This is a genomic window from Ruegeria sp. CH2 (genome assembly GCF_056537065.1).
In genome coordinates, this window is the sequence record NZ_JBQFQV010000005.1 from 85,311 (window position 1) to 110,113 (window position 24,803).

Annotated in this window: 18 protein-coding genes and 3 pseudogenes; 5 read left to right on the forward strand and 16 right to left on the reverse strand. The window is 50.6% G+C overall.

Annotated elements, in window-relative coordinates:
• Positions 1-121: 121 nt before the first annotated feature.
• Both istB and ACR0M9_RS09580 read right to left on the reverse strand, forming a co-directional pair.
• Entirely contained in the window at positions 122-913 is a 792-nt protein-coding gene (gene istB / locus ACR0M9_RS09575) for an IS21-like element helper ATPase IstB (protein WP_480773424.1), read from the reverse strand.
• Positions 903-1,310: pseudogene (locus ACR0M9_RS09580) on the reverse strand (IS21 family transposase); the annotation flags it as partial. The pseudogene ACR0M9_RS09580 and the gene istB, both read right to left, overlap by 11 nt.
• A 94-nt stretch (positions 1,311-1,404) precedes the next feature.
• Between ACR0M9_RS09580 and ACR0M9_RS09585 the strand changes: the two are divergent.
• Positions 1,405-1,956: pseudogene (locus ACR0M9_RS09585) on the forward strand (IS6 family transposase); the annotation flags it as partial.
• Positions 1,957-1,960: 4 nt separating this feature from the next.
• On the opposite strand, the gene ACR0M9_RS09590 reads toward ACR0M9_RS09585, so the two are convergent.
• Entirely contained in the window at positions 1,961-3,178 is a 1,218-nt protein-coding gene (locus ACR0M9_RS09590; RefSeq protein ID WP_480773425.1) for an IS110 family RNA-guided transposase, read from the reverse strand.
• 250 nt (positions 3,179-3,428) lie between these two features.
• On the opposite strand from ACR0M9_RS09590, the pseudogene ACR0M9_RS09595 reads away from it, so the two are divergent.
• Together ACR0M9_RS09595 and ACR0M9_RS09600 are read left to right on the forward strand one after the other, a co-directional pair.
• A pseudogene (locus ACR0M9_RS09595) lies at positions 3,429-3,614 on the forward strand (DDE-type integrase/transposase/recombinase); the annotation flags it as partial.
• Positions 3,615-4,087: 473 nt separating this feature from the next.
• Entirely contained in the window at positions 4,088-4,960 is an 873-nt protein-coding gene (locus ACR0M9_RS09600; RefSeq protein WP_480773426.1) for a LysR substrate-binding domain-containing protein, read from the forward strand.
• Here the strand turns inward: ACR0M9_RS09600 and ACR0M9_RS09605 are convergent.
• Together ACR0M9_RS09605 and ACR0M9_RS09610 are read right to left on the reverse strand one after the other, a co-directional pair.
• Positions 4,930-5,733, reverse strand: coding sequence for an ArsR/SmtB family transcription factor (locus tag ACR0M9_RS09605; protein ID WP_480773427.1), 804 nt, complete (start codon positions 5,731-5,733; stop codon positions 4,930-4,932). The genes ACR0M9_RS09600 and ACR0M9_RS09605 overlap by 31 nt on opposite strands.
• Positions 5,734-5,872: 139 nt before the next feature.
• Positions 5,873-6,712: a formate/nitrite transporter family protein gene (locus ACR0M9_RS09610; protein ID WP_480773428.1), complete on the reverse strand. Its 840-nt coding sequence runs from the start codon at positions 6,710-6,712 to the stop codon at positions 5,873-5,875.
• A gap of 587 nt (positions 6,713-7,299) precedes the next feature.
• Between ACR0M9_RS09610 and ACR0M9_RS09615 the strand changes: the two genes are divergently transcribed.
• Both ACR0M9_RS09615 and ACR0M9_RS09620 read left to right on the forward strand, forming a co-directional pair.
• On the forward strand, positions 7,300-7,878 hold the full coding sequence (locus tag ACR0M9_RS09615; protein WP_480773429.1) for a hypothetical protein: 579 nt from the start codon (positions 7,300-7,302) through the stop codon (positions 7,876-7,878).
• A gap of 167 nt (positions 7,879-8,045) precedes the next feature.
• On the forward strand, positions 8,046-11,048 hold the full coding sequence (locus tag ACR0M9_RS09620) for a TrlF family AAA-like ATPase (protein ID WP_480773430.1): 3,003 nt from the start codon (positions 8,046-8,048) through the stop codon (positions 11,046-11,048).
• A gap of 310 nt (positions 11,049-11,358) precedes the next feature.
• On the opposite strand, the gene ACR0M9_RS09625 is transcribed toward ACR0M9_RS09620, so the two are convergent.
• The 11 genes from ACR0M9_RS09625 to ACR0M9_RS09675 all read right to left on the reverse strand — a co-directional run bounded on the left by ACR0M9_RS09625 (position 11,359) and on the right by ACR0M9_RS09675 (position 24,796).
• Entirely contained in the window at positions 11,359-12,246 is an 888-nt protein-coding gene (locus ACR0M9_RS09625) for a LysR substrate-binding domain-containing protein (protein WP_480773431.1), read from the reverse strand.
• A 250-nt stretch (positions 12,247-12,496) separates the two neighbouring features.
• Positions 12,497-14,155 (reverse strand): long-chain-fatty-acid--CoA ligase, encoded by a 1,659-nt coding sequence (locus tag ACR0M9_RS09630; RefSeq protein ID WP_480773432.1) that lies wholly within the window; start codon positions 14,153-14,155, stop codon positions 12,497-12,499.
• A gap of 27 nt (positions 14,156-14,182) precedes the next feature.
• Complete coding sequence (ectB, locus tag ACR0M9_RS09635; RefSeq protein WP_480773433.1) at positions 14,183-15,451, reverse strand: diaminobutyrate--2-oxoglutarate transaminase; 1,269 nt, start codon at positions 15,449-15,451, stop codon at positions 14,183-14,185.
• A 25-nt stretch (positions 15,452-15,476) separates the two neighbouring features.
• On the reverse strand, positions 15,477-16,346 hold the full coding sequence (locus ACR0M9_RS09640; protein WP_480773434.1) for a DMT family transporter: 870 nt from the start codon (positions 16,344-16,346) through the stop codon (positions 15,477-15,479).
• A gap of 26 nt (positions 16,347-16,372) precedes the next feature.
• On the reverse strand, positions 16,373-17,068 hold the full coding sequence (locus ACR0M9_RS09645) for a GNAT family N-acyltransferase (protein WP_480773435.1): 696 nt from the start codon (positions 17,066-17,068) through the stop codon (positions 16,373-16,375).
• Between the two features lie 37 nt (positions 17,069-17,105).
• Positions 17,106-18,068: a ThiF family adenylyltransferase gene (locus ACR0M9_RS09650; RefSeq protein ID WP_480773436.1), complete on the reverse strand. Its 963-nt coding sequence runs from the start codon at positions 18,066-18,068 to the stop codon at positions 17,106-17,108.
• Between the two features lie 35 nt (positions 18,069-18,103).
• Entirely contained in the window at positions 18,104-19,096 is a 993-nt protein-coding gene (locus ACR0M9_RS09655) for an alpha/beta hydrolase (RefSeq protein WP_480773437.1), read from the reverse strand.
• A 330-nt stretch (positions 19,097-19,426) separates the two neighbouring features.
• The gene (locus tag ACR0M9_RS09660) at positions 19,427-21,208 is read right to left on the reverse strand and encodes an FAD/NAD(P)-binding protein (protein WP_480773438.1); all 1,782 of its coding nucleotides are present in this window, start codon (positions 21,206-21,208) and stop codon (positions 19,427-19,429) included.
• Positions 21,209-21,614: 406 nt separating this feature from the next.
• Complete coding sequence (locus ACR0M9_RS09665; RefSeq protein ID WP_480773439.1) at positions 21,615-22,820, reverse strand: MFS transporter; 1,206 nt, start codon at positions 22,818-22,820, stop codon at positions 21,615-21,617.
• Positions 22,807-23,667: an SAM-dependent methyltransferase gene (locus ACR0M9_RS09670; RefSeq protein WP_480773440.1), complete on the reverse strand. Its 861-nt coding sequence runs from the start codon at positions 23,665-23,667 to the stop codon at positions 22,807-22,809. The genes ACR0M9_RS09665 and ACR0M9_RS09670 overlap by 14 nt, the downstream gene beginning before the upstream one ends.
• Positions 23,657-24,796 carry an NAD(P)-dependent oxidoreductase gene (locus ACR0M9_RS09675; RefSeq protein WP_480773441.1) on the reverse strand — a complete coding sequence of 380 codons (1,140 nt, stop codon included), beginning with the start codon at positions 24,794-24,796 and terminating at the stop codon, positions 23,657-23,659. Before ACR0M9_RS09675 ends, ACR0M9_RS09670 begins: the two co-directional genes overlap by 11 nt.
• Positions 24,797-24,803 lie beyond the last annotated feature (7 nt).

Sequence of the window (24,803 nt, forward strand, 5' to 3'; positions counted from 1 at the left end):
CAGAAAGGGCTTATCAACACAGAGGATTGGATAGCCGCTGAGGGTTCTGTTGTTGATTTCCGCTGAGGAGTGACCCGGTATTTTCACCGAGATTTGACCCACCCTCAGTATGCGACTTTGCTCATGACCTGGTCAATGTAGCGGACTCCTTTCTTGTCTTCTTGGCAGCCTCGGCGCTCGCCTTGAAGCGGTAGCTGTCGTTGCCGGTTTCCAGAATGTGGCAGCGGTGAGTGAGCCGGTCGAGGAGCGCGGTTGCCATCTTTGCGTCGCCGAAGACCTGGGCCCATTCCGAGAAGCTGAGGTTTGTGGTGATGATCACGCTGGTGCGCTCGTAGAGTTTGCTCAGGAGGTGGAACAGCAACGCGCCGCCGGATGAGCTGAACGGCAGGTAGCCGAGCTCGTCGAGGATGACCAAATCAATCTTGGTGAGCATCTCGGCCATTCTGCCGGCCTTTCCGAGCGCCTTTTCCTGCTCCAGCGCGTTAACGAGTTCCACGGTCGAGTAGAAGCGCACTTTGCACCTGTGATGCTCGATGGCCTGGACGCCGATGGCCGTTGCGATGTGGCTTTTGCCGGTGCCCGGTCCGCCGATCAGGACAACATTCTCGGCGTTTTCCATGAACGCGCCACGGTGCAATTGCCTGACGGTGGCTTCATTAATCTCACTGGATTTGAAGTCAAAGCCCGCGAGGTCCTTGTAGGACGGGAAGCGCGCCACCTTTGTGTGATAGGCAATGGAGCGCACTTCTCGCTCTGCCACCTCGGCCTTGAGCAACTGGGACAACATCGGCGTTGCGGCCTCGAACGCTGGCGCGCTCTGGGCGATCAGATCATCAACGGCCTGCGCCATACCATGCAGCTTAAGGCTGCGCAGCATGATCCCAATCGAGGCGCCTGCAGGGTCATGACGCATGGCGCTTCTCCCCAGCCTGTCTCAGGTTGTCATAGCGGTCGACGTTGGCCTTTGGTGCCGTTTCCAAGGTCAGGGCGTCTGGCGGATCGACCTCGGGAAGGTCGGGCTGCTTCTTGCCGATCAGCCTGTGGAGCAGGTTCAGGATGTGCGTCTTGGTGGGCACGCCGGCTTCCAGCGCCAGTTCGACGGCGCACAGAACGGTGTCTTCGTCGTGATGCAGAACCAGGGATAGGATATCGACCATCTCCCGGTCACCACCCTCCTTTCGCAGCATGTGATCCTGCAGACGGCGGAATGCATCAGGCATCTCCGTGAACGGCGCGCCGTTGCGCAGGGCCCCGGGTTTTCGCTGGATCACCGCCAGATAATGGCGCCAATCATAGATGACCTTTCCAGGTTTATAGGGATGTGTCGCAAACTCTGGGGTCTGGTTGACGATCCTGCGTGATCTGAGGTTTGTACTCGTAGAAAAATTTCGAACAGGTTGTTTGATTATGATTTCGCTAAAGGGCTGTCATTTCCCCAAGGATGCAGTTTTGTACGCTGTGTACTTCTATCTGCGATACACGGTGTCCTATCGTGACTTGGAAGAGATCATGGCTGAGCGCGGTGTGCGAGTTGATCATGCCACATTGAATAGGTGGGTTGTGAAATACTCGCCGATCGTCGCAGCTCGAGCGCAATCAAAGAAGCGTCCAACGCTGAGTTCATGGCGCATGGACGAGACCTATATTCGTGTTCGCGGCAAATGGATGTACCTATATCGGGCCGTCGATAAAGCCGGGAATACTCTTGATTTTATGCTGTCTGAGCTTAGGAACCGTCCAGCAGCAGCACGGTTCTTTGGCAAAGCGCTGGCTTCAAATGGAATCCCGAGCAAGATCGTCATCGACAAAAGTGGAGCCAACGCGGCGGGCATTCGAGAGGTGAACAAAATCCTCATTCGGTTTGGCTGCCCAGCCAAAATCCAAACGGTCAGGTCCAAGCATATAACGGATGTATTTGACAAGAGCTTTTTCAGGTTCCGTGCGTCTATTTTTGGGTGATCTACCGAGGTGAGACTGGCTTGGCCATCGGGGATTTCTGTTTCCACTTGGCCACGAAACGGCGGTAAACGTCTTCGGCGTGACCGACAGCTTCTCTCTCCCGATCGCGCACTGATTTGAGGCTGTAGTCGGCAGCTGAGCCTTTCTTTCTTCCACCTCGGTTAGAGGGGTAGCCAGCCGTCAGTTCCAACTTTCTCAGCTTCCAGTCCAACAAAGCGGGACGGCTCCAAATGTATTCTTCGCCTTTTGAGAGCATGTGCCAGATGACCACTGTCAGCTTTCGTGCTGTTGCCACCGCTGCGATCTGACTGCCGCGCTTTTCCCTGACCCGCTGAAAGAAGGCTCTGAGCGGTCCGGGTGTACGGGAGATCGACCAGGCCGCCTCCACCAGCATCGCTCGCGCGTGCGACCGGCCCTGCTTTGTGATGCGGCCATGATACGCGGCTTTGTCACCAGATTGGCGTACCCGAGGATTAAGACCGAAATAGCTGACGAGTTTCTCCGGAGACAAGAAGCGCCCGATTTCGCCAATAGCGGCCAGAACACTCAGCGCGACGATCATGTTGACGCCTGTGATTGTCATCAGCTGTTTCACGCGCGGCTCCTGAAGCGCCGTTTGTGCGAGATCTTCGTCGATCTGTTTGAGTTCGCGACCGAGACGATCCAATTCGACGGCATGGCGGAGGATGACGCGTCGCTGGTCTTGCGCGACAGGTTGGGACTCCAGCCAATTCCTGCCCCGTTTTGAAAAAAGAGACGCATTGTATGGCGGGATCAGATTGGCATGCAGCACCGAATGGATGCGGTTCTTGAGACGGGTCATCTGGGAAACCAGCTGCACCCGCTCGGCCACGACCCGACGCAGCCGCTCTGTTTCCTCATCCGGCATCCAGACTTCCGGCAGAAAGCCGCTGGCGTGAAGCTTCGCCAGAACGCTTGCATCGATCTTATCGGTCTTGACTTTGGCCCAGGCGATGGCGCGAACGAGCAGCGGGTTGGAGATGACAACACGGTTCACAAAAGGCGACAGCAGCCGCACGATGGCCTTTGTGTTGACTGTCGCTTCCAGAACGATCTCATCCTCCGCATTCAGTCGCTCTGCAAACTTCAGGATGTGTTCTCGCTCAAGCTCGAGGCGACCGGCATCCCGGATCTTGCCATTCTCCAGGATCGCCACTTGTGCAAAGGTACGATGCACATCAAGTGCAATGATTTTCATGATGAGCTCCTTTCCAAGGTCAGTAACCAAGGGAGCCAGCGGGCCACACGACAACTACGGATTCGCGCTCGCAGCGCAACCGGGCAAGTCGAAGGGGCGGCCAGATAACAACTCGAGCTCAAAGCTCATCAAATACTTCGGCCTGCCCGCCATTCGTGCTCCCAACGCCCCAATCCCGGTGGACCAATAGTAATCCACTTCGAAGCCTTCAAAACCTCTGATCGGAGCGTCGAGCTCATTCATGCCAGATAACAATATCGTGGAACAGGACCACCGTTTCATCAAGAGACGCACGCGGCCAATGATGGGGCTCAAGGCCTTCGCTTCAGCGGCGGCAACGCTCGACGGAATCGAAGTTGCCAACATGATCCGAAAGCAGCAACTCCCGAGCAATACGACGTCTGGCTTCAAGTTATTCGCCGAGATCGCAGGATAGGTGTATTTAGTAAGTCGATGGCACTGGTCGCTCTAAAAGTTTGCGACACATCCGGATCGTCAACCAGACCCCAGAGTTTGCGACACATCCCGGTCAACGTATAGAGAAATCAGTATGAGCATTATGTTTCTACGAGGAGCATTCATCCAATTTGTATTTGGTGGTCTGGGGTTTTGGGAATGAACTATCCGATGGGCTGATCGAAAACGGGCTATCTTTTTGCGATTCAAGAACCGTTAAGTTTGAAGCGGAATCTTGAGATTCTTGTACGTTCGCTGCGTTGGTACTACCGGTTTCCGGTAACCTTGGTGGCCGCTCCCTGCTCTTCGCCATGACCGTGTTTCCAGTGGCAACAAAAAACGAATGGGCCCACACTTGCAACATGAGTCTACTCCGGTTTTGGAAGGTTATTGCCATTACAGCACATACTTTAGAATTGGAAAAATTGATTATTCCAATTGGTACGATGAGGTATGTTAATGGACACCATGATTCGCAACTTAGACATTGATCTCCTTCGTTCGTTGGTAACAGTCTCGCAACTGAAGAGCTTTACCGACGCTGCAAACGTACTCGGCCGAAGCCAATCAGCTGTAAGCCTTCAGATCAAAAGGCTGGAAGATATCGCCGGTGGTGAGTTGCTTCAAAGAACGCGAAATTCGATAAGCGTCACTCGAAGAGGAGAACTTCTCCTTTTTTATGCCAACCGCATATTGAAGACTAACGACGAAGCACTGGCCAGACTTCACGAACCTGAAGCTGATGGCGTATTGCGCATTGGTGCACCTGACGATTACGCTACGAGTCTGTTGCCTGCAATTCTTGCGAAATTCTCCAAAGACTACCCGCTTGTTCAAACGGAGGTGCTTTGCGACAATAGCGATGTTCTATTGAATGATCTCGCGCAAGATAAATTGGACGTTGTGATAGCCACTCACACAGAAGATGACATGCGAGGAGAATTGGCGATGCGGCAGCCGCTCCATTGGGTGGCAGCGCTAGACTTTGTGGACGACAAAGAAGACGCACTTCCGCTTGTGCTTTTTCCCAAAGGTTGTGTCTGCCGGTCAATCGCACTTGAAGCACTGCAGAAAGCTGATAGAGCTTGGCGAATTTCTTACTCCACGAGAAGTATATCTCTGATTACTTCTGCAGTTAAGGTGGGCTCCGGAATCTCGGTAATGGAGCGCTGTGTTGTTCCAGAAGGCGTTCGGTTGTTGGATGAATCTGATGGTTTTCCAGTTCTCAAAGACGTGTTTGTGAAACTTCATCGGAGAACGGTAGAAGATATGCGTTTGATCGATCTCGCTTCAGATTACATCTTGCGCGAACTTGAACAGATCTGACACGTGTCAATTTCAGGCTGCAGGCTGGAACCCACCAGATCTAGTGGGGAGTTTTGGACAGTTTGACGCAGCAAAGCCGCACTTGTCACTCCAAAGTGTTTCCTGAAAGCTTCAAAACCACGTGGTTCGATAAAAAGGGCTCTACCAGTTTCTGGCCGACTCAACCATTTTTGGGAAAGCGCATGACGGAACAACGCTGCACCCAAGGACCCCGACAGGTGTTTGCGCCGCTCAGTCCAATCCAAGCATAATTTGACTTTCGGATACGTGGTATCGGTGGGTAATACGCCCAATCTTGCCAAATTTCCCCCCCCTTTATGCGTGAGGCGGACTGACGCACCTTCAGCGGAAATCCACTTTCGAGCAAGCATGCTGCGAGCGATCAGGACACCAAGTCGACCTGCAATATGAGCGTAGCAAGAACGAGCAATAAATATCTGGTCTCGAGCTGAATTTCCTCGGTTATACAGGTGGTTGGTGGGAGATAGAGGAGTAATCTTCTCGAGCAACTCTGCTGTCCCAATAGATGAAAGCCGGTAGTAAGTACAACGACCGCTTTTCTCAGAAGCAATCATTTTGATGTCGATCAGAGTAGACAAATGTTCGATGGATTCTTTGCATCCAACCTCAGCAACAGTGGCCAACTCCTTGGCGGTATGAGATCGCCCATCCAATAGTTCGCACAAGATACGAACTGTCTTTGGCTCTTTGAGAGCAATTTTGAAGGCTTCCAGATTTGGTTTCAATAATGAACTATCACTAGGATTTGGCACACTCTTTCTCCCACCCAAACCGCACAGCTAATTTTCCGGAAGCACTTCGCTCCAGCAAACACGCGCTAGTGAAACTTGTTGCTTTTCTGCTCGGGTGCCGACTCAAATCGCTAAGCTCGAGCAACCAATGTTCTTGGCATCATTCCGCTGCAAGTTGCGCAGTATCACCTTCAAGTTCAATGTCCGCTCGTGGCCGTCCGTGCGTAGAGTAAATTGCGCACCCGGTGAAGATTGAGCCCCCTGCCAAGTTGCCCAACACGGTTGGCAACTCGTTCCAAAAAATGTAGTCGCTGATAGAGTACTGGCCTCCCAGCATAAGTCCGGATGGAAACAAGTACATATTGACTACAGAATGCTCGAAGGTCATCGCAAAAAAGACCATAATCGGCATCCACATTGAGACAACTTTTCCTATGACACTATCTGAAATTAGTGCTCCAGCAACGCCAGTCGAAACCATCCAGTTGCACAGCATTCCCCTGACGAAGATTGTCACCATCCCTGCAAAGCCGTGTTCTGCGTATCCTACAGTTCTATCGTGGCCAATTGTTGCGATCTTTTGACCAACAGCGTTCGGTTCAACCGAAAAACCAAATGTGAATACGATTGCCATCATCAGCGCTACAGTTAGAGCACCGAGAAAATTGCCAATAAAAACAAGACCCCAGTTCCGAAGGATTTTGCCGACGGTTACACCCGGTCTGCCATCAAAATACGCCATTGGTGTCAAAACAAATACACCTGTCAGTAAGTCATATCCGAGCAGGTAGAGCATACAGAACCCTACCGGAAACAGTATCGCACCAACAATTGGCACACCGGTTTGAACAGTTACCGTAACCGCGAAGGCGGCCGCCAAAGCCAAAATCGCTCCTGCCATGTAGGCCCGGACTAGTGTATCTTTCGCCGACAAATTGATTTTTTGCTCGCCGGCAGCGATCATCCTTTGAGCAAGTTTTGGCGGAGCTACATATGGCATTGGAATCCCCTGATTTCAGTTGCGCAGGCACTTACTTCGAAGGCACGAATGCCAGAAATATCTTTAGGGCCAAAAACCCCTGCTGGTTCGCGCTCAATGATAGCGCGGCGCGCTTGGCAGGATGAAATTCAAAACTAGAATGGTACTATCGACTAAATTGATGCGTCAGCGCTCCGGCCGAAGAAATCCTTTGCATCAACTCCTGGGTTAGATCGCGCAGTACCTGCAGCGGCTTGAGATTATAAATTGTCGCGCTCGAAATCATTGTAATTTTCGGTTCAGAATGTCTGCGACGGGCTAACATTTCTGAGACTCAGATTAGGGTCGCGAGACCGATGGCAGGAAAGGGAACTGCAGGGCAATGCTGTCATAGGATTCCAGATCGGGTATTCTGGTGCAGCGAGGCCAGAAAACCGCTGCACATCGTTACCAACCAAATAACGAGCGTTTCCTTGCGAGCTGTTCGGCTGGATGGTGCCCGCTACCAGCAACGACCATTCAATCGGTACGCCAATAAGCGCTTCTTAAGGCATGGACATGCTGCGGGCGCCACGGCAATCTTCACCGTAACACTAATGGGGAAGAGAATGGGCGAGGCAAAGCGGAAAGCGGCAAATCTGCAGAAATGGCTCGATGCGATGACGGAGGAAGAGCGTGTCGTCTATGACTCCGCGCGAGCCCTCTATGATCGCTTCATCCATCCAAATCGCGTTAGTGAGATGTGCTACCACTCGGCCTTCTTTCTCCACGAATACATCAAAAACAGTCACGGCATCCTCGTCGAACCGGTGATAGGCTATGTCAACGACGGGACCGATGACGTGTTAATGTCACATGCGTGGTTGGAGTTCAGCGGTAAGAAGACCGACGTTAGCCTCGCTTTTACCTCCCGGCCGGACATCAACCCGCCCGGCCAGCTGATCTATCTTGATCGCTTCTTCGGTCGAGGCCAAGTCTACAGCTACCACCGGGAAATGTCCGAGACAGGCCGTGCGGCACTAGAGAAGTTCCGCATCGCCGGTAATGCTGCCCTAGTTGATCAAAAAGAACGAGAGCACGCTCAGATGCTCGCGATGGCTGAGGATCGCAGTCGGATTCGAGCCTATTTGGATTCCGCACCCAAGGGTATGACCTATGAGGAGATAGCGGCAACGATCAGTGATTGAGGCATTGAGCTAAGGGGATCGAACCACTTTCAATTAGTTCATACTTGCCTAAATTCAGCGAAGCGAACAATTTAGCCATCTTTGCTGCTTCAAAAATTGTCGGTTTATAGACACCATATATTGCTGAAAAGACTTCTAGACCAAAATTTGATGCGAAGAGACCATGCATGAACGCGCAAACCCATACCCTGACCCTTGGATCGATGTGGAGACGATGGGATCCGCATATCCATGCTCCCGGCACGACACTGAACGACCAATTTGGTAGCGCTGATGCCTGGGAAACTTATCTGTCTGCCATTGAAGCCAGTGATCCCAAGATTGAGGCGCTTGGTGTCACCGACTACTACCTCCTCGACACGTATCGTGAGGTTCTCCAACACAAAGTGAACAGCCGGTTGACTGACGTTACCACGATCTTTCCCAACATCGAGCTGCGCCTTACAACGCGGGCGGCCAATGGCTTCGTCAACATCCATCTCCTCATCGACCCAACCGAAGACGATCATATTGAAGAGGCAGAGAGATTCCTCGGGTTGCTCGAATTTGAAGCCCACGGGGACATCTTCAAATGCTCCCGCGACGATCTTCTCCGGCTGGGGCGCAAGTCCATGGGAGCGGCTGCATCCGAAAAGGCGCTTTTAGCCGCCGGTGCGAACCAGTTCAAAGTCGAATTCACACAGCTCAAGAACGTCTACCGGAAATCCGATTGGGCGAAGAGAAACGTTCTGATCGCTGTCGCGGGTGGAAAAGATGACGGCACATCCGGATTGCGTCAGGCATCCGATGCAACCCTGCGCGCCGAAATCGAGAAGTTTGCCCATATCATCTTTGCAAGCAGCGTCGCCCAGCGGGAATTCTGGACAGGAAAGCGCGATGCTATTTCCGTCCAAGGCCTCAAAGATCGCTATGACGGCTGCAAGCCCTGCCTTCATGGCTCAGACGCGCATCGACCCGATGAAGTCGGTCAGCCAGATCATAATCGGTACTCCTGGGTGAAGGGCGCGGCGACATTTGATGCCTTGCGCCAAGCCTGCATCGATCCCGAATACCGCGCCTTCGTTGCAGATGCGCCCCCAACTGGTGCCCTTCCCTCACAGGTGATCAGTTCGATCGCTGTTTCCGGTGCCGATTGGGCCGCCACACCCACTGTCCCGTTGAACCCGGGACTTATCACCGTCATCGGTGCACGCGGCTCGGGCAAGACTGCCCTCGCCGATATTATTGCTGCCGCCTGCGATGCCGTGCCACCTGCCGTTTGGGCTGGCGACGAAGACAACTTGCAGACGCCGTCGTTTCTTGCACGCGCCAGACCTTTGATTGGCTCAGCCCGCGCCACCCTCACTTGGGGCAGCGGCGAGAGTGTTGATCGCGCTCTTGATGGCTCTGACGCGGGACAGCTAGCCGCCTATCCCCGTGCGCGGTATCTCTCCCAACAATTTGTCGAGGATCTTTGTTCGTCCACCGGCATCTCCGATGGCCTGGTCCATGAGATCGAACGCGTCGTCTATCAGGCGCATGATCCAAACAGTACCGATGGCGCCACAAACTTTACCGAGCTTCGAAACCAAAATACGCACCGCTTCCGGCAATCGCGGGATCGGGAGGAAGCTGCCATTGCTGACCTGTCCGACCACATCGCCACCGAGTTGGAGAACGAGGCCAAAGTCGTCGGCCTGATACAGCAGGTCGCCCAGAAGACGAAGCTGATCGCGGATCAGACTGCCGACAAAGGCAAACTCAAACTCACCGGCAAGCCAGAGTTTATTGCACGGCACGACGCGCTGGTGACAGCCGAGGCCAATTTGCGTCGGACCATCAATGCTCTGTCTGAGAAGCGCCGCACCTATGTCGACCTTCAGGATGAAGTGGCCAGTGTCCGCGCCACGACCGCGCCAGAGATGCTGCGACAAACCAAGGAAAAACACCTCAAAGGCAGTATGTCAGACACCCAGTGGGACCATTTCCTCCTGGTCTACAATGGTGACGTGGATGGAACCCTGCTCAAGGTGATTGCAGACACAGATCAAGAAATTCAGCGTCTCACAGGCGATACCGTCGTCGCTGAGGATCAAAACACCCCGCTGATCGCACGCGATCAAGACATTCAGGCTGTGACCCTCAATAGGCTGACGGCCGAGATCGCACGTCTGTCGAAATTCATCACTGCCGACGAGCATATCCGGAAGCAATTGCAAACTGCGACCGCGACCATCGCGCGGGAAACTGCAGCGCTCGAAAAGCTGCAAACGACACTGACCTCGGCCGAAGGCGCCGCAGCGCGTCGGAAAGAACTGCAAGGCCAACGCATCGATTGCTATGAGCGAATTTTCCAGGCCGTCATCAATGAGCAAACCGCATTGCGGGAGTTGTACCAGCCACTTTTGAAGCGGCTTGAAGCCACATCGGGCACGCTCAGCAAACTGCAATTCTCGGTCACGCGGTTGGTGGATGTGGAAAAATGGGGCCGTTTTGGCGAGGAAAACCTTTTCGACAAGCGCCGCAAAGGCGCAACGAAAGGTGTCGGGTCCCTCACAGCTCTTGCCGCAGAGCAGCTCGCGCCCGCATGGAAAACCGGGTCCGCAGCCGATGTGCGCACGGCCATGGAAGCGTTCATGACGGCCCATGCGGCAGAACTTCTTTCTCATGCGCCCTTCGAGAAGACCGAGAAAGCCGAATTGCGGAACTGGATGAACCAGTTCGCTCATTGGCTGTTTGCCACGGATCACATCACCGTTCGATATGAGATCGGCTATGACGGTGTCGATATTCGCAAGCTGTCGCCAGGCACACGCGGTATCGTGCTCCTACTTCTGTATCTGGCGTTGGATGACCAGGATGACCGCCCGCTTATCATCGACCAACCGGAAGAAAATCTGGACCCAAAGTCAGTGAATGACGAATTGGTGCCTCTCTTCATCCAAGCCAAGAAGCGCCGTCAGGTGATCATGGTCACACACAACGCCAATCTGGTGGTTAATACCGACGCAGATCAGATCATTATTGCTGAAGCAGGACCGCACGCTTTGGGTGGGTTACCGCCTATCACGTACCATGGAGCCGGGTTGGACGACCGTGATATCCGCGCCGAGGTGTGCGAGATCCTCGAAGGCGGTGAGCCTGCGTTTCAGGACCGTGCGCGCAGGTTGCGGGTCAAAATGGAGCGGTGAAAGCCTTCGGAGGTGTCGCCTACGGGGATCAGCTCTAGTCGGCTAGGCCGACCGGAGCCCAGGCGAGAACGGCAGTCCTCGGACCACTAGCCTAACTTGCTATGCCCAGTCTTAGCGACGTGATCCTGTCTCAGGCAGTCTGAGCCGAAAACACCGATGATCTCGCACTAAAACCGGGACAATCTCAAGCCGCTAAAAGTACCTTTGACACGCACGAAATCTCTTCAACGGGACAGAGGTCGTCCAGAGGCTGAGCTCGATGAAACACGTGGGCTGCCGAGCATTCAACTTTGGGTTAAAGTCGTGAACTTTAAGCGGCGCGGGTTCGAAGTTGCGATCTCTTCTGCCCAAACATCTGGTCACATAGATGATCATAAAACCGATCAAAGAGCTTGTTGTTTTGGTCGCCTTGCCGGAAAGCTGCTATTCGAATTTCGGGGAGGTCGGGCAAACCCGTTTCTTCGTCAAGAATTGTCACCCCTTCAGGAACAGTACTTTCCTCCACAGCGGAGATTGCCAAACCTGAGTGAACTGCAGAATGTATCGATGAAATGCTGTTGGATGAGAAGGTGAAGCGCCATTCCCGGCCCTGACAATTGAGGGCCTTCAACATCAAATTTCGACAGATACACCCTTCAGGAAAACCCGTCACGGGCAGAGGGCCGCTTGTTGGTAACCGAAAATCTGGTGAACTTATCCACACTAGCTTTTCGCTCCTTAAAGTTTTTCCGGATGTCTCGTCAGATGTTGTAGTAGCGACACAAAAGTCGAGTTCGTTGTGGTTCAACAACTCCAAATTTTTGTCTGAGTTACCACATGAAACGTGGACATGTGCGGCCGGATAGGATTCGCTGAAACTTTGAAGAATCTGCGGCAAGAGTATCGTGGCATAGTCATCAGAAGTGCCAAGGCGAATTAAACTATGATTGTCTTTCGACAGAATTTCATTGTGGATTTCATCATTCAGGTTGAGGATCGCTTCGGCATATTTTAGAAGAATATGCCCTTTCTGAGTGATTTTCACCTCACGACCGGACCGGTAAAACAACTGACATCGTAGAGTGTCCTCAAGTCGTTTTACTTGCATGCTGATGGCCGATTGCGTGCGTAGGAGTCTTTCCGCGCTGCGAGTAAAGCTCCGAGTTTCAGCGATAGTCACGAATGTCCTAAGAAGACCTGTGTCGATATTGTCGTACATTCTTCCTCCTAAAAAATCCTTGAAATCTATGAGTAACGATGATCTTTCTTAATTTTACAAGCCACAATCATTTAAAACACAAATGGCGCTGATTCCAAAACACTTTCTTGCCAAGGCTGAGTGCCAGCACGATCTATCATCCTAAAAGTTGAATGACTGTCGTGAACTTGGCGACTTTTGGCAGGCAACCTTTCCTATTCTCCAACGCACAGACAGCAACTGCGAATGGAAATTGTGGGCAGGCTCCGCTTCAGTTGATGGTTTCAAAGGCTTTGGAGGCGAGGCGCGCATTGCTGTCAACGAGCATTCGAGCATACTTGTCTCTCAGAACATTCTTAAGAACTTTTCCTGTGCTTCCTAAAGGGAGTTCATCAACAAAAACCAATGCGTCGGGCACTTCAATCCGCTCAACGCGATCCCGGATGAATGACAGTAACTGCAGCTCGGATATGTCTGAATTACCGCGTGTCACAACCACGGCGATGGGCCGTTCACCCCATTTTCGATGCTGGCCGGCGATGACGGCAGCAGACACGATGTCCCGGTGTTGAGTGATTACGCTTTCGAGTTTAGCGGAGGAAATCCACTCTCCTCCCGACTTTATTAGGTCCTTAGTTCGATCAATAATTGTTAAGAACCCGTCTTTGTCAACATGGCCAATGTCACCAGTGTCAAACCATCCATCGTTGCAAACTTGATCGGTATTCTTAAAGTACCGATCAATGGTCCAATGCCCGCGAATTTTTAGAGTTCCAGTGTCGCCGGAGTTCAATTCATTGGAGTCTAGAGCCTTATCTATGGACAATTCAACACCATAGGGTGGCCGACCTTGGCAGTACCGTTGTGACTTTTCTTGGCCACAACCTGAATCCACCTGGCTAACCGCGATTGGACGGTTCAACGTTCCCAACGGGCTAGTTTCGGTCATACCCCAGGCATGGATCACTTCAATCTCATATTCAGCTTCGAAATGATCGATTATCTTTGCCGGGCAGGTCGACCCACCAACGATCGTACGCTTCAAATGAGGTAGCGTCTGTTTGCTATCTTTTAGGGCCACTAGCAGCGATTCCCAGATTGTTGGGACGCCAAGCGCCAAACTAACCTGTTCTTCATTCATAAGGTTGACCAGCGCATCCCCGCCTAAGTTAGGGCCGGGAAGCACCAGCTTGCATCCCGAAGACGCGGCAATGTAAGGCACACCCCAAGCGTTTACATGGAACATGGGAACTACTGGAAGCACTGAGTCCTTCGCTGCGATGTTTAAAAAATCTGGTTGGTTACCTGCTAAAGTGTGCAAAAGCGTTGAACGATGGGAATACAAAACCCCCTTTGGTAAACCCGTAGTGCCAGAGGTGTAGCAAAGGCTTGAGGCAGACCCCTCATGAACGTCCGGCCAGCAGTGCAATGGGTTACCGAGAGTTATGAAATCCTCGTAACTGATAACCGGGATCTCATTGATGCTTGGAACATCTTCCGCGCTTCCAAAAACGACAATCGCTCGGACAAACAGCAGTTTGCTGGCAACGCGCTCAATCAGGTGCAAAAAGCATTTGTCTACAAACAGAATCTGATCTTCGGCTTGATTGATTATATAAGTAAGATTGTCCGGCGCTAACCGAGGATTGATAGTATGACAAATTAATCCTGACGCTGAGATGCCGAAATACGCTTGCAAGTGATAGTGATTGTTCCAGGCGATTGTCCCACAAACTTCTCCAGAGTTTAGGCCGAAGGCGGACAGGGCTCCGGCAAGTTTTTTTGCCTCATTGTTTATGTTTGACCATGTTGTTTTTGTCTTCAGCCCATTGGAGCCAATGGAAACAATAGGCCCGGCACTGTGATACCGCGCTGCATGATCAATCAGAGATCCGATTGTCAAGTCCATTTGCATCATCAGGCCTTGCATGACTTCACTCCAATTCAATTTGGTAAGTTAAGTTTCCGAGCTGGCGCTCTCCGGAATTGCTGCTTTCACCGCGTCAATGAGACACTCCAAACCCAACTGAAGTTCTTCAGGAGAAACGGTTAGAGGTGGGAGAAATTTTAAGACCTCGTCCCTTGGGCCACACAGTTCGATGATCATGCCGTTTTCAAATGCACGCTCTTTAATTCTTTGAGCATATTTGGAGTCGAAAACGTCTATGCCTTGCATCAACCCAGATCCCTTGGGTTGATAACCATAGGTTGGTGAAAACTCTGATAAATGCTCAAATAACACGGCAGCTTTGCGTTTGACCGAGGTCGAGAATGTGTCGTCTTTCCAATATGTATCTATAGCCGCGCGGGCTGTTACGAACGCATGACAATTCCCCCGAAATGTTCCATTGTGTTCACCCGCAGACCAATGATCGAGCTCTGGGCTGATCAAAACCATAGACATTGGCAACCCAAATCCGGACAAAGCCTTAGCCATTGTGACAATGTCGGGCTTGATTCCCAGGCCTTCGAATGAGAAGAAATTTCCTGATCGACCGCAGCCCGCCTGGATGTCATCAACGATAAGCAACGCGCCTTGCTCTCGGGCGATTTCTGCAATCTTGGTGAGCCACCGTCGGGTTGCTACATTGAGACCACCTTCACCTTGAATTAGCTCAACAACTATTGCCGCTGGCTCATCCATCCCGCCGGAGGGATCATTGAGTTGCCGTTCAAGCAAGACGGCCGTGTCGGTTTCTGAACCAAAATAGCCATCGTACCAAACGCGATGAACCCCGTTAAGGAGCGCGGCAGAACTCGCGCGGTTGTACGAATTGGCGGTCAGGCTGAGCGCTCCCAATGAGCATCCGTGAAAGGCATTGGTAAAGGCCAAAACAGAGGTGCGTCCTGTAACTTTTCGCGCAAGCTTTATTGCGGCCTCAACTGCATTGGCCCCTGTTGGGCCTGTAAACTGAAGACGATAAGAAAGATGTCTAGGTTCCAGGATTGATGTTCTGAAGGCGTCAATGAAACTTTCCTTGGCTTGCGTATAGAGGTCCAGCCCCATTGCCACGCCATCACCAGCGATATAAGTCTGTAGTTCCTCTTTTAGGTGATCATTGTTGTGTCCATAGTTCAGAGACCCACAACCACTTAGGAAGTCTAAGTATTTTCGACCGTTTTCGCAAACCAGATACGTTCCCTTGGCTTTGGTGAAAACCACTGGATACGATCGGCAATAGCTTTTCACTTCCGATTCAATTCCTGGTACTTTTGTGTCAAACATTTCAATTCCTCAACGAGTTAAGAAATTACTGTGCGGTTGCCGGTTTGTTTTTTGTGTAAGCAAGAACAGTCCCACTTGTGACTATGACCATCAGGCCGACGTACAACCAGATGTCAGGGACATGTCCGAAAACGAGATATCCAAGAACTGATGCCATAAGTATTTCGGAATAAGTGAAAGGTGCGATTGTACTGGCATCGGCCAACTCAAATGATTTCACGATTAACAAGTGCGCTATCGCCGCGATCAAGCCAGTAGCCGCTAATAACACCAGTTGTTCGATACTTGGCGTAACCCAGAACGGCGCGACAACTAGTGACGCTGCGATGCACCCAAATAAGCCGGTTTGGTATACAGACACCAATTGAGGTGTGTCTTTGTCGATGAATCGGGTGAGCAGAAGGAACAGAGCGTAAAATACACCTGAGCAAAGCCCAACAATATATGCCCAATGCCATTCAACTATGTCGGGTCGTATGGCTATGAGAATCCCGCAGAAGCCGACCAAGACCACAGCCCATTGGAAGTTCGTTACTCGTTCTCCGAAGAATGCGGCGGCCATTGCTGTCAGAATAAATGGCTCAACGAACCAAAGGGTTAGAGATGTCGTCAGCGGCAAGTTGTGAATGGTCACGTAGAAGAGACCAACAGCACAAAACAGCGCAACACTTCTATAGAACAGAATGCTTGAGAATTTTGGCATCACGCTAGATCGGCCATATTTGACGGCGCAATACGTTCCTGAAAACAGGCAGTGGAAAAAGAACCTGGCCCAGATAACTTGGATCACAGGGAGCGTCTCAGACAGATATTTTGCGATAATGTCTGAAAACGGAAGGACCTGCAGAGCCAAAACTATCAATACGATCCCGTGTATGGAGGAGTTGCGTTTCATATTTCACAGTCTTCTAGTTGAGATTCTCAGCAACGGCTGAAGTGCCGTTGAGTCTTTTTCGAGGGAGCGCGTGTTTCTTGCTCGAGTGTCTCGGAGATGGACGGATCAATCAGATAGCTATTGAACGGAGAAGGGTTTGACAGGATGTTTCGAATCCACGACTTGGTATCCATTGTTAGGATCACACAAGTCAGTCCGTTCATATCATCGACGTATGTGTCCCCTGTCTCTTGGAAACCCATAGCTTTCAATGATTTCAGTGGACCGACATCAATGTCGCGATGGCAGTCAACTAAAATGATGTCCACGTCATTAAGAATGGCATGACGCAAGCAGGCTCGTACCATACACCCATAGATGCCGAATGGCGCTCCCGTTAGCCTTTTGTCCCGAAACTCAGATTTGACCATAAGGCGCTGGACCTCGATTATGCGAGGTCCCACATCAGATACACCGGCTACATCCGTTGCATCAGTAATGTGGAAGCCCAAATTTTGGGCTGCCACTATCCTCATTGTACCAACGGGTTCCCGACCATTTAACAGGGACAAAAAGTAATCTGACCGGTCGTGATACCCGTCCGTGAGCGGATTAGCTTTCTTGTCCAACCATCCAAACTCACCACCATACACATCGCGCCAAAGACTCGTGACACCATGCATTTGCTCTTCGGTTACGGCCTGTTCAGTTGTGACGAATTTGAGAGTTTGTTCTGTGGTCATGGGAACCCCCTATTAAGAGAGAATGGACGCCCGAAGCTCAGGCGAGTTCGGTACGTTTCAAGTGCTCAGGCACGAAACCCTCGAAATGCTCTTGATATTCGGTTTCGTTGACAAACTTGCCATCGAACTCGTAGACGCCGCACTCAAGCGTGGACGCATCCATCCATAGATACGAGGGCATCGGGGGAAGTTCTGTGCAGTACGGAGCTTTGTCCAGGTCCATAAGTATGAGTGCAGATCGCGCCACGATCATGTATTGACCCAACGGTGGAGCCAGAGACAAAATCGGCACATTTCCTGCCTCATTCATCCAGTCATAAATCGCATCTTTGCTGGGAAAGCGTGGCAGAAACGATGCCTGAAGCTTGACCAATTTGTCCACAACACCTTCTGTTTGTGTCGCGTCAGGCGGGATGTCGTAAAAATCTTCGAGGGTCAGGCCGTCTTTAGTGAAGTGGTAGACATTGGCTCCCCATCCGACGACTGTGCCCGCAACACAGCCCTTGCAGCGTTCGCTTTCACGGAAAGCTTTATGCATATCGTATCGCTCATCGATGCAATAAAAGTCGACGCAATCCACGATCAAGTCGCACCCGTCAACAAACTCTTCTGCGACGTGCTTCCTCATTCCCTCTGGAAAAATTTCGACCGTGACATCTGGCATCGTCTCATGAATCAGTTCGCCGACAACTACCGCCTTGTTTTTTCCGATAGTGTCTGGGGCTGCCCCCAGTTGACGGTTGATATTCGAAACTTCAAAGCTATCAGGGTCGCAAATTTTGATGTGCCCTACGCCTAAACGAGCGAGCATCATTGCAAGACCACCGCCCAATCCACCAGCACCTGCGACACCTACCACCGAATCTTGCAGTTTTTTCTGCGAGATTTCCATTTGGGCCCTATCGATACCTAGAAAGAGCTCGTTGCGTTTTGTACGCTCCCGATAAAACTCCTGATCGGGTTTTCCATCCAATTTAATAATTCGGGCTCTCTTTTGCATTGAACTTCCTCTCTCTTTCACTTGTTGCTTAGAGCTTAGTCGTAGTGTTTCAGGAAATTTGCCGTCTCACTGTGCACGATCGTTCGGCATCTCTCGAACATCATCGAATGTGTCGACTGGGCTAGTTGAAGATATTTTTTTTCGATCGACGGAATCCGGTCGAACAATGCCTGGCAGCTTGGAGCTGAAGTCAACACGTGATCCCATTCTCCGCGCAGGATGAACGTAGGCATTGTTAACTTGGTTTCATCAAAGTAGATGTCATTCCAAGCATTAAAAATATCTACGGCAAAACCCATCGGAGCTAACACGGGTTGATCGACGGCATTAGGATCCCCATGCACTCTTGAGCAGTAGTCTCGCACCCAGTTCGCGGTGAACCCTGGTTCCAGAGGTGAAATTGTCCCTTCAGGTTTGTCATCCCGCAACAACTCAAAGCGGTTTTTTGAGCTGAGCGCAAAATGCGATACTCTGGGAATGGATGTTGTTCCAAAGAACTTTTCTACGAGATCCGTAGCGTTACCACCTTGGCGGGTAATTGGTCCATGGAACGTTAACGACTGAATCTTCTCGGGAAATGCCGCACAATAATATCCTGCAGGAATGGCACCCCTTGAAATTGCAATGACATGCAATTTGGTCTCACGCGACTCTGAGAGAATAAACTCTACTGCATTGTCGATTTCGTCGATCAGAGATCCAGCAACACCATAGTTTTCTGGATCACTATGATCCCCATCCAGATCTACTGTTGGATATTGGTCGGACTCACCATAACCAAGGAGGTCAAGCCCCCATACCAATCGACCGGATGCAGCTAACGCGTCAAACCATGACAGCCCATCAATTTTATAAGCGGATGTCATCATTGTAGGTACAGTTGCTCCGTGGAAGAACAACACGGGTTTCTGGTTCCCGGCCAAAAGTGGATTATTCATTTGGGAGCGGATCAACGCCAAATTTGCGTCATGTTTAACGCTCTTAATCGGGATTACATTGCAGCCTGATTTTTCGTCAAACCGTACCATGTCTCGCCAACTCCAAATCCAATCACGCATCTACAAAATCGAGACTATGAGCCAGAAGGACTTGATGAAAATTCATTAGTTTGATGCGAACATCAACGTCCTTTATCAAGGCGCTAAGATGTTCAAGAGTCACTCAATTTCACAACTAAATTAATACGTTAGCCACTTCTCAATTGAGATAGACTGGTGGCTTCCACCACGTTCTCAGCACCCGATCGGCTAGAGGTTGCCATCTTTGATGAAGGAATTGCCCGGTTGCCTTTTCAAAACCCGAGTTACATTGCGTGAATTGGTTTAAGCCTGTCACACTTCAAACTAATGGGAATAGCGTCAGGCTGAATCTAGGTCAGACAACAGCATCCGCGCGATACGCGCTGCACGGTCAAACACGTGATGACTTGGACGATCAGTACGAGGCAGTGCGTGTTTGAATAGGTTCAAACCCTCGGATTGGTACCCAACAATCCATAGGTTTTCCGAAGTTTGACCATTAGCGCCTATCAATTGATCATCCCGTGAAACATCAAATCCGCCCAGTTCTAAACCCCCTGTCTTTGCTGCCCTGGCAAGGCCGGTTGCAAGAAGGCTTTTGGTCAATGGCGAGTGATCGTTTTCGGGCGTGAATTTTGGCAACCGTCCAACGACAAGAGTCTTCGCAGAACAAACGTCAACTTTGTCGTGAAATCGAGTCACAATATCGAATGAGGTTCGTTGATGGTTGCACATCAAGATCGCACCTGGTCCACCCCCAAACTGTACAATGCCGGATGCAATCAATGAGGATAATTGGCGCGCCCGAAAAAGGGGCATGCTAAAAACGGCTCTCGTCAAAAAAGGGAGGAAATTTTGCCTATACCAAGAATGGCTCTCGGTACTAAGCCCGCGATGCTCCACCGCCTCACAAATTGCTGGATAGCAAGACCGGACTGCAGTTAATGCGTAACGCTCAGGCGAGAACGTCGCCGCTGCTTCCTGATCCGCTAGCAGAAACTCCCTCATCTGCGATCGGTAATCTTCTAAAGTGCAAAAGATGCGGCCAGCGAAAGGCGCAAAAAACGCGTCAACAGTCTCTTGAGCTCGGGATGGTTCGATATCTGATTCAAATGTGGAAATTGCCAGCATCATCTCCATTTTCAATAAAGGAAGTACATGAGTCAGGAAATCGAGCCTGCTGTGTCCATCCCGCCTTAATGTTCGCACTGCGTTCACAGTGAATATCTTCGGTTTGTAGGGCGACATACATCTTTCTTTTGCCGTGTTGCGAGCAAGTGGTGGCGCACCACTGCGCGAATAAAGCAAAATACGCGGTTCTCGGCCGGATGGATTATAGCAAGAGTTGTCACTCTCAAATACACCACCGCGACCTACTGTCATCGCAATGACTGCGTCTATCGCTGTTAGGCCAAGCCCTTCTACGATAACCTTTTCTTGCGGTCGGACAATGTCAAGTTGGCTTACCGGGTATACCCCGCTGATGAAGCGAGGCGGGTTCGCAGCCCATGAATGATCACGAGCAAATGCTGACAATCGTCTCTCACGATCACTGTGCTCTATAATCGAATGTCCAGTAGACAAAACCAGTGCATTTACATCAAGTTCATTCTGATCACTCAGCGTGATCCGATATCCCCGCGGCAGTTGTGACAACGCTGTTGCTGTACTGCGATGATGTATCACCTCAAGGCCGACAGGACATTCGCGTAAAATCGCCTTCCAACACCAGTTAAAGTACAAACCAAGAAGTCGGCGTGGAATATGGTCGCTGAGAGAAATCTCTACGCCTGTCTCTGCTCCTACATCCGATACTCTTCCTGCTACCCAGCGATAGCCCTGCATCTTCGCCCACTCCGAAAATGAGAGTCCTTGGGATTCATCAAAACCAGTATCAGGACCAAAGGCCGTGCAATCACCTGCGAGGGTGTTTGTGACAAGATAGTCCGGCGTGGTTTCCGGATGGCATCCAATTCCAGGCGCATTAGGATCGATCAGATGGATTTTGATGTGCCGAAGTTTCGAAACCCTTCGAAATACCGAAACAACTTGGCCCAATAGGACCACACCGCGCGGGCCTGCACCAACGATCCCGATGTGATACGTGGCGGCTCTGCACATGCAGCACCTCCTTAATGCAACCGTAGTGTTCGCGTACCCGGTACCGTTCAACCTCGACGTAAGTATCTTTTAGACAGTAGCCAGCAACACTTCGGGAACGATCAGATTAATATGCGACGTTGTCGGTTTTGACGGCTCTCCTATCCATCAAACTGGCAGCGATGGATCAACGCTAGCAAACTCAACTTTTTGGAAAAAATTCATTCACTTGATGTATTCATCAAAACTTTTGATTCACCAATTCTGTTTGTTAGTGCTCTTGATATGCGCTTGGGGTATTTTATCCCACGGACTCCTCAAAAGAGTCGAGTTCGTCGCATGTGACGCTAAGCCTCGCCTCTGAGTGCCCACAAGTCGCAGAATGGGTCGGCCGACGACCCTCTTAGGTCTTCCTCCTGCAAAGGCGTCAGATTGGGATTTGTTGAATGACCTGGTTCAAACGCTGCATCAGATAAACTGCAACACCCAATCCAAAAATCAGGAGTACCCAATAAGGTGCGAAGGAACCGAAGTGGTCCCGTAATGCGCCGCCTAGGGCACTTGTTGAAAGTGACCCGAGTCCAACGAAAAAGTTTGCACGCCCATAGTGAACAATATGGCGATCTGGTGGAACCAATTTCCCTAAAACGACAGGCAACAATCCAAAAATACCGAAACTACATAAACCGAAAACGAACGCACTCAATATCAACGGCACTGCATCTGACCCAAATGCTAAGATTGGTAGCGCGATGCTCGAACTTGCTAGGGCAATGGCCATCGCGGTTTTAACATTTACCTTTTTCGCAACAGCACTCAAAAAGAACCCACTTAACAATCCGCCTGCACCAAAGAGAACCCAAATAATACTCGCAGCATGATGGTCGATCGCTCTATCGACTAGAATACTGCTGCTCAGGTAAACCTGCGCCCCAATGATGCAAAATCCCAACAAGAATGAAATTATATATAGAATCAACGTATTTGCGTTTTCATTTCGACCTTCGGAATTGATATATTTTACCTCTTTCGTGACAGTATGTCGCCGGGGTGCCGTCAGCAAATTCAAGGTTACAAACACACACATGCCCATCACAGCTATGGCCGCACCCGCTACAATCCACATTTTGGTTACGCCAAAAGTTGCAAGAAGCCAGCTTGATACTCCACCTCCTAACAAAAACCCGGCGGCAGTGCCGCTGGAGGAAACCGATAGTACAAAGGCGCATTCATGCTCGCTGAGACATCGAGCGGCTGTACGCACAAGCGCCAACCAGTTCAAAGCGATCAATGCGCCAAGGCCGCTATAAACTATCAGCAAGGAAAAAAATGACAGCGTAAATGTGATACAAGAGGTCAGCAGTGCAATTGCAAGAATTGTGAACAAGATTGTTGGCATCAATCTTGCTTGCGTAATCAGAGCTCCTCCAGCAATGCTAGCTGATAAGTAAAAAAGATGATGAGCTGCATTGATGGAGCCCGCTTCAACATATGAGATGCCTAATGCCTCAATCATTGATGGCCACACTATTATCAACAGATTTCGGGCGATACCAAATGTTGCTATGACGCTGACTGTGTAGGCAAACGTTACGAGCAAGACGGTTATATAACGTGCCTCAATTGTCGACATTGTTTCGACCAAAAACCAAGATGTTCCTTGGCGAACACAGCGTCATCGAAGCACCGTGATAGTCGCCATAACACGCACGTAGGTTTAACCCTGCATGCGCTGCCAACGCTACCAGTTCATCCGTGGTTTCATAACGACGCAACGTGATTGTGGTTTGCATTCGATCCTGCAGTCCATTTTTATGCAGTTGATAATAAAAATGAAAAACAACTTGACTTTCCTGGATATCCTGAGCGTGAAACCGCAGCAATCGCCCGTCGTTATCGACGGGCCGTTGCCAATCGAAAACTATACTCAAATTGGGTTGGCATGGGTTGAAATAAGCAAAACAATCACCGCCATTTTCTTTGTTTTGATCGAACATGCCAATGTCCAAAACCAAACGCCCACTGTGTTTCAACCTCTTTCTAAGGGTCTGCAAGCACGCGAGGATGTCTGCCTCGTTCATCAAAAACTGAAACGCATCAGCGGGAACAGCGATAAGATCAAATCTTTTGGAAATTACAAAACTGCGCATATCACCCGCAATGACCTGCGCCCTATCCGCAAGTTTGTTCAGGCCAATTTGAGCACGGGCTTGATGTAGCATTTGTGGTTCGATATCGACACCAGTGGCAAAACACCCTCTTTTGGCCCACCAGATTAGATTTTTACCAGTACCGCATGGCACTTCTAGAACTGTCTCAGGTGTTGGCAAAAATTGTGTGTAGAATTCCTGATCATAGCTAATCGTATGTTCCCATTTGTAGAAGCGAGCCCGCTCGGCATAGCCAATTGATCGGTATGTCTTGGCATTCCCAAAAATCGGTTCGTAAATGCCAAGATTACCGGGCCCGTCATTGCGCATTGAGGCGCCCAGTTCTTTGGGAGGGACAGGAGTTTGACTTTGGCAAACTCGCAATGACATGCGGGTTCATGAGTTTGCCATCAGCAACCAGACACCCGGTTTCAGATAGGGGATCAGGACGTCCCTCAAATATCGCATTACCCAAGTTTATGACGTAAGGCACGATGTTATTACTTTTAGCGATTGTTGCCGTCACTGGAACTCGGGAAGGCATGCGGTCAAACTTGCAATGCAATATACCATTCACAGAATAGACGGGATTGTCATAGTTGGAGTGACGCGAGAATGTTGGCAACCATCCGCAGCATTCGTCCGGCCCACCCGTGATGTCGATGATCATCGCCCCTTTTTTCATGCATCCAAGATCTTCATTGTTAATCATTATCGGTGTCTCGTCATTGGCGATCAAAACTGCTCCAACGACCAGATCAGCGTCGTGAATGGCATGTTTGAGGTTCTCTGGGGTGTTCAACAGGCACGTCACTAGCGGCGATACTTGCGAGGCAAACCGGCGCAAGCGTGCAATGTTGGTCCCTAACACTGTGACCTCACAACCAGCGGCTTCAGCCGCGCGAACGACTGCGCTTCCACAATGCCCATAACCGATTACAGTCACTTTAGGTCGGGGCGCACCAGGTATGTGTCCTAAATATACACCCGATCCGCCAAAGTGACTTTGCAAGTGGTAGGCGCCGTATAGAAATGCCAACTTTCCGGTTAGTTCCATGTCCGAAATCGAAATCGGACGAATACCATCTGGCGTTTCAAAATACTCGAAGGAATACGCGGTGACACCGCTCTCTTTTAGCGCCCGAACCATATCGATCTGTCCTTCGGCATGAAATGTACAAGCAAGCGTCAGGTTCTGATGAAAGTACGGGAAATCTTCAGGCTCTGGCCCCTTGTATTTGATCACGTATGGTTTCGCCCACGCGTCCGTGCGGGAAACGACTATGGCACCTGTTAGTGCATAATCTTTGTCTTCAAACCCGGATCCTATGCCTGCTCCGGTTTCAACGAACACCTTGAAACCGTTGTCGGTGTAGGTCGCGACACTTTGTGGTGCCAACATCACACGTTGTTCACCTGCATAGCGTTCTTTTACGAAAGTCACAGATTTTTCGGACATTTTTTGC

What these genes read in the sequence shown, in the direction of transcription:
- istB (WP_480773424.1), bottom strand. Translation starts at nt 913, where the DNA reads ATGCGTCATGACCCTGCAGGCGCCTCGATTGGGATCATGCTGCGCAGC.
- ACR0M9_RS09590 (WP_480773425.1), bottom strand. Translation starts at nt 3,178, where the DNA reads ATGAAAATCATTGCACTTGATGTGCATCGTACCTTTGCACAAGTGGCG.
- ACR0M9_RS09600 (WP_480773426.1), top strand. Translation starts at nt 4,088, where the DNA reads ATGTTAATGGACACCATGATTCGCAACTTAGACATTGATCTCCTTCGT.
- ACR0M9_RS09610 (WP_480773428.1), bottom strand. Translation starts at nt 6,712, where the DNA reads ATGCCATATGTAGCTCCGCCAAAACTTGCTCAAAGGATGATCGCTGCC.
- ACR0M9_RS09615 (WP_480773429.1), top strand. Translation starts at nt 7,300, where the DNA reads ATGGGCGAGGCAAAGCGGAAAGCGGCAAATCTGCAGAAATGGCTCGAT.
- ACR0M9_RS09620 (WP_480773430.1), top strand. Translation starts at nt 8,046, where the DNA reads ATGAACGCGCAAACCCATACCCTGACCCTTGGATCGATGTGGAGACGA.
- ACR0M9_RS09625 (WP_480773431.1), bottom strand. Translation starts at nt 12,246, where the DNA reads ATGTACGACAATATCGACACAGGTCTTCTTAGGACATTCGTGACTATC.
- ACR0M9_RS09630 (WP_480773432.1), bottom strand. Translation starts at nt 14,155, where the DNA reads ATGCAAGGCCTGATGATGCAAATGGACTTGACAATCGGATCTCTGATT.
- ectB (WP_480773433.1), bottom strand. Translation starts at nt 15,451, where the DNA reads ATGTTTGACACAAAAGTACCAGGAATTGAATCGGAAGTGAAAAGCTAT.
- ACR0M9_RS09640 (WP_480773434.1), bottom strand. Translation starts at nt 16,346, where the DNA reads ATGAAACGCAACTCCTCCATACACGGGATCGTATTGATAGTTTTGGCT.
- ACR0M9_RS09645 (WP_480773435.1), bottom strand. Translation starts at nt 17,068, where the DNA reads ATGACCACAGAACAAACTCTCAAATTCGTCACAACTGAACAGGCCGTA.
- ACR0M9_RS09650 (WP_480773436.1), bottom strand. Translation starts at nt 18,068, where the DNA reads ATGCAAAAGAGAGCCCGAATTATTAAATTGGATGGAAAACCCGATCAG.
- ACR0M9_RS09655 (WP_480773437.1), bottom strand. Translation starts at nt 19,096, where the DNA reads ATGGTACGGTTTGACGAAAAATCAGGCTGCAATGTAATCCCGATTAAG.
- ACR0M9_RS09660 (WP_480773438.1), bottom strand. Translation starts at nt 21,208, where the DNA reads ATGTGCAGAGCCGCCACGTATCACATCGGGATCGTTGGTGCAGGCCCG.
- ACR0M9_RS09665 (WP_480773439.1), bottom strand. Translation starts at nt 22,820, where the DNA reads ATGTCGACAATTGAGGCACGTTATATAACCGTCTTGCTCGTAACGTTT.
- ACR0M9_RS09670 (WP_480773440.1), bottom strand. Translation starts at nt 23,667, where the DNA reads ATGCGCAATGACGGGCCCGGTAATCTTGGCATTTACGAACCGATTTTT.
- ACR0M9_RS09675 (WP_480773441.1), bottom strand. Translation starts at nt 24,796, where the DNA reads ATGTCCGAAAAATCTGTGACTTTCGTAAAAGAACGCTATGCAGGTGAA.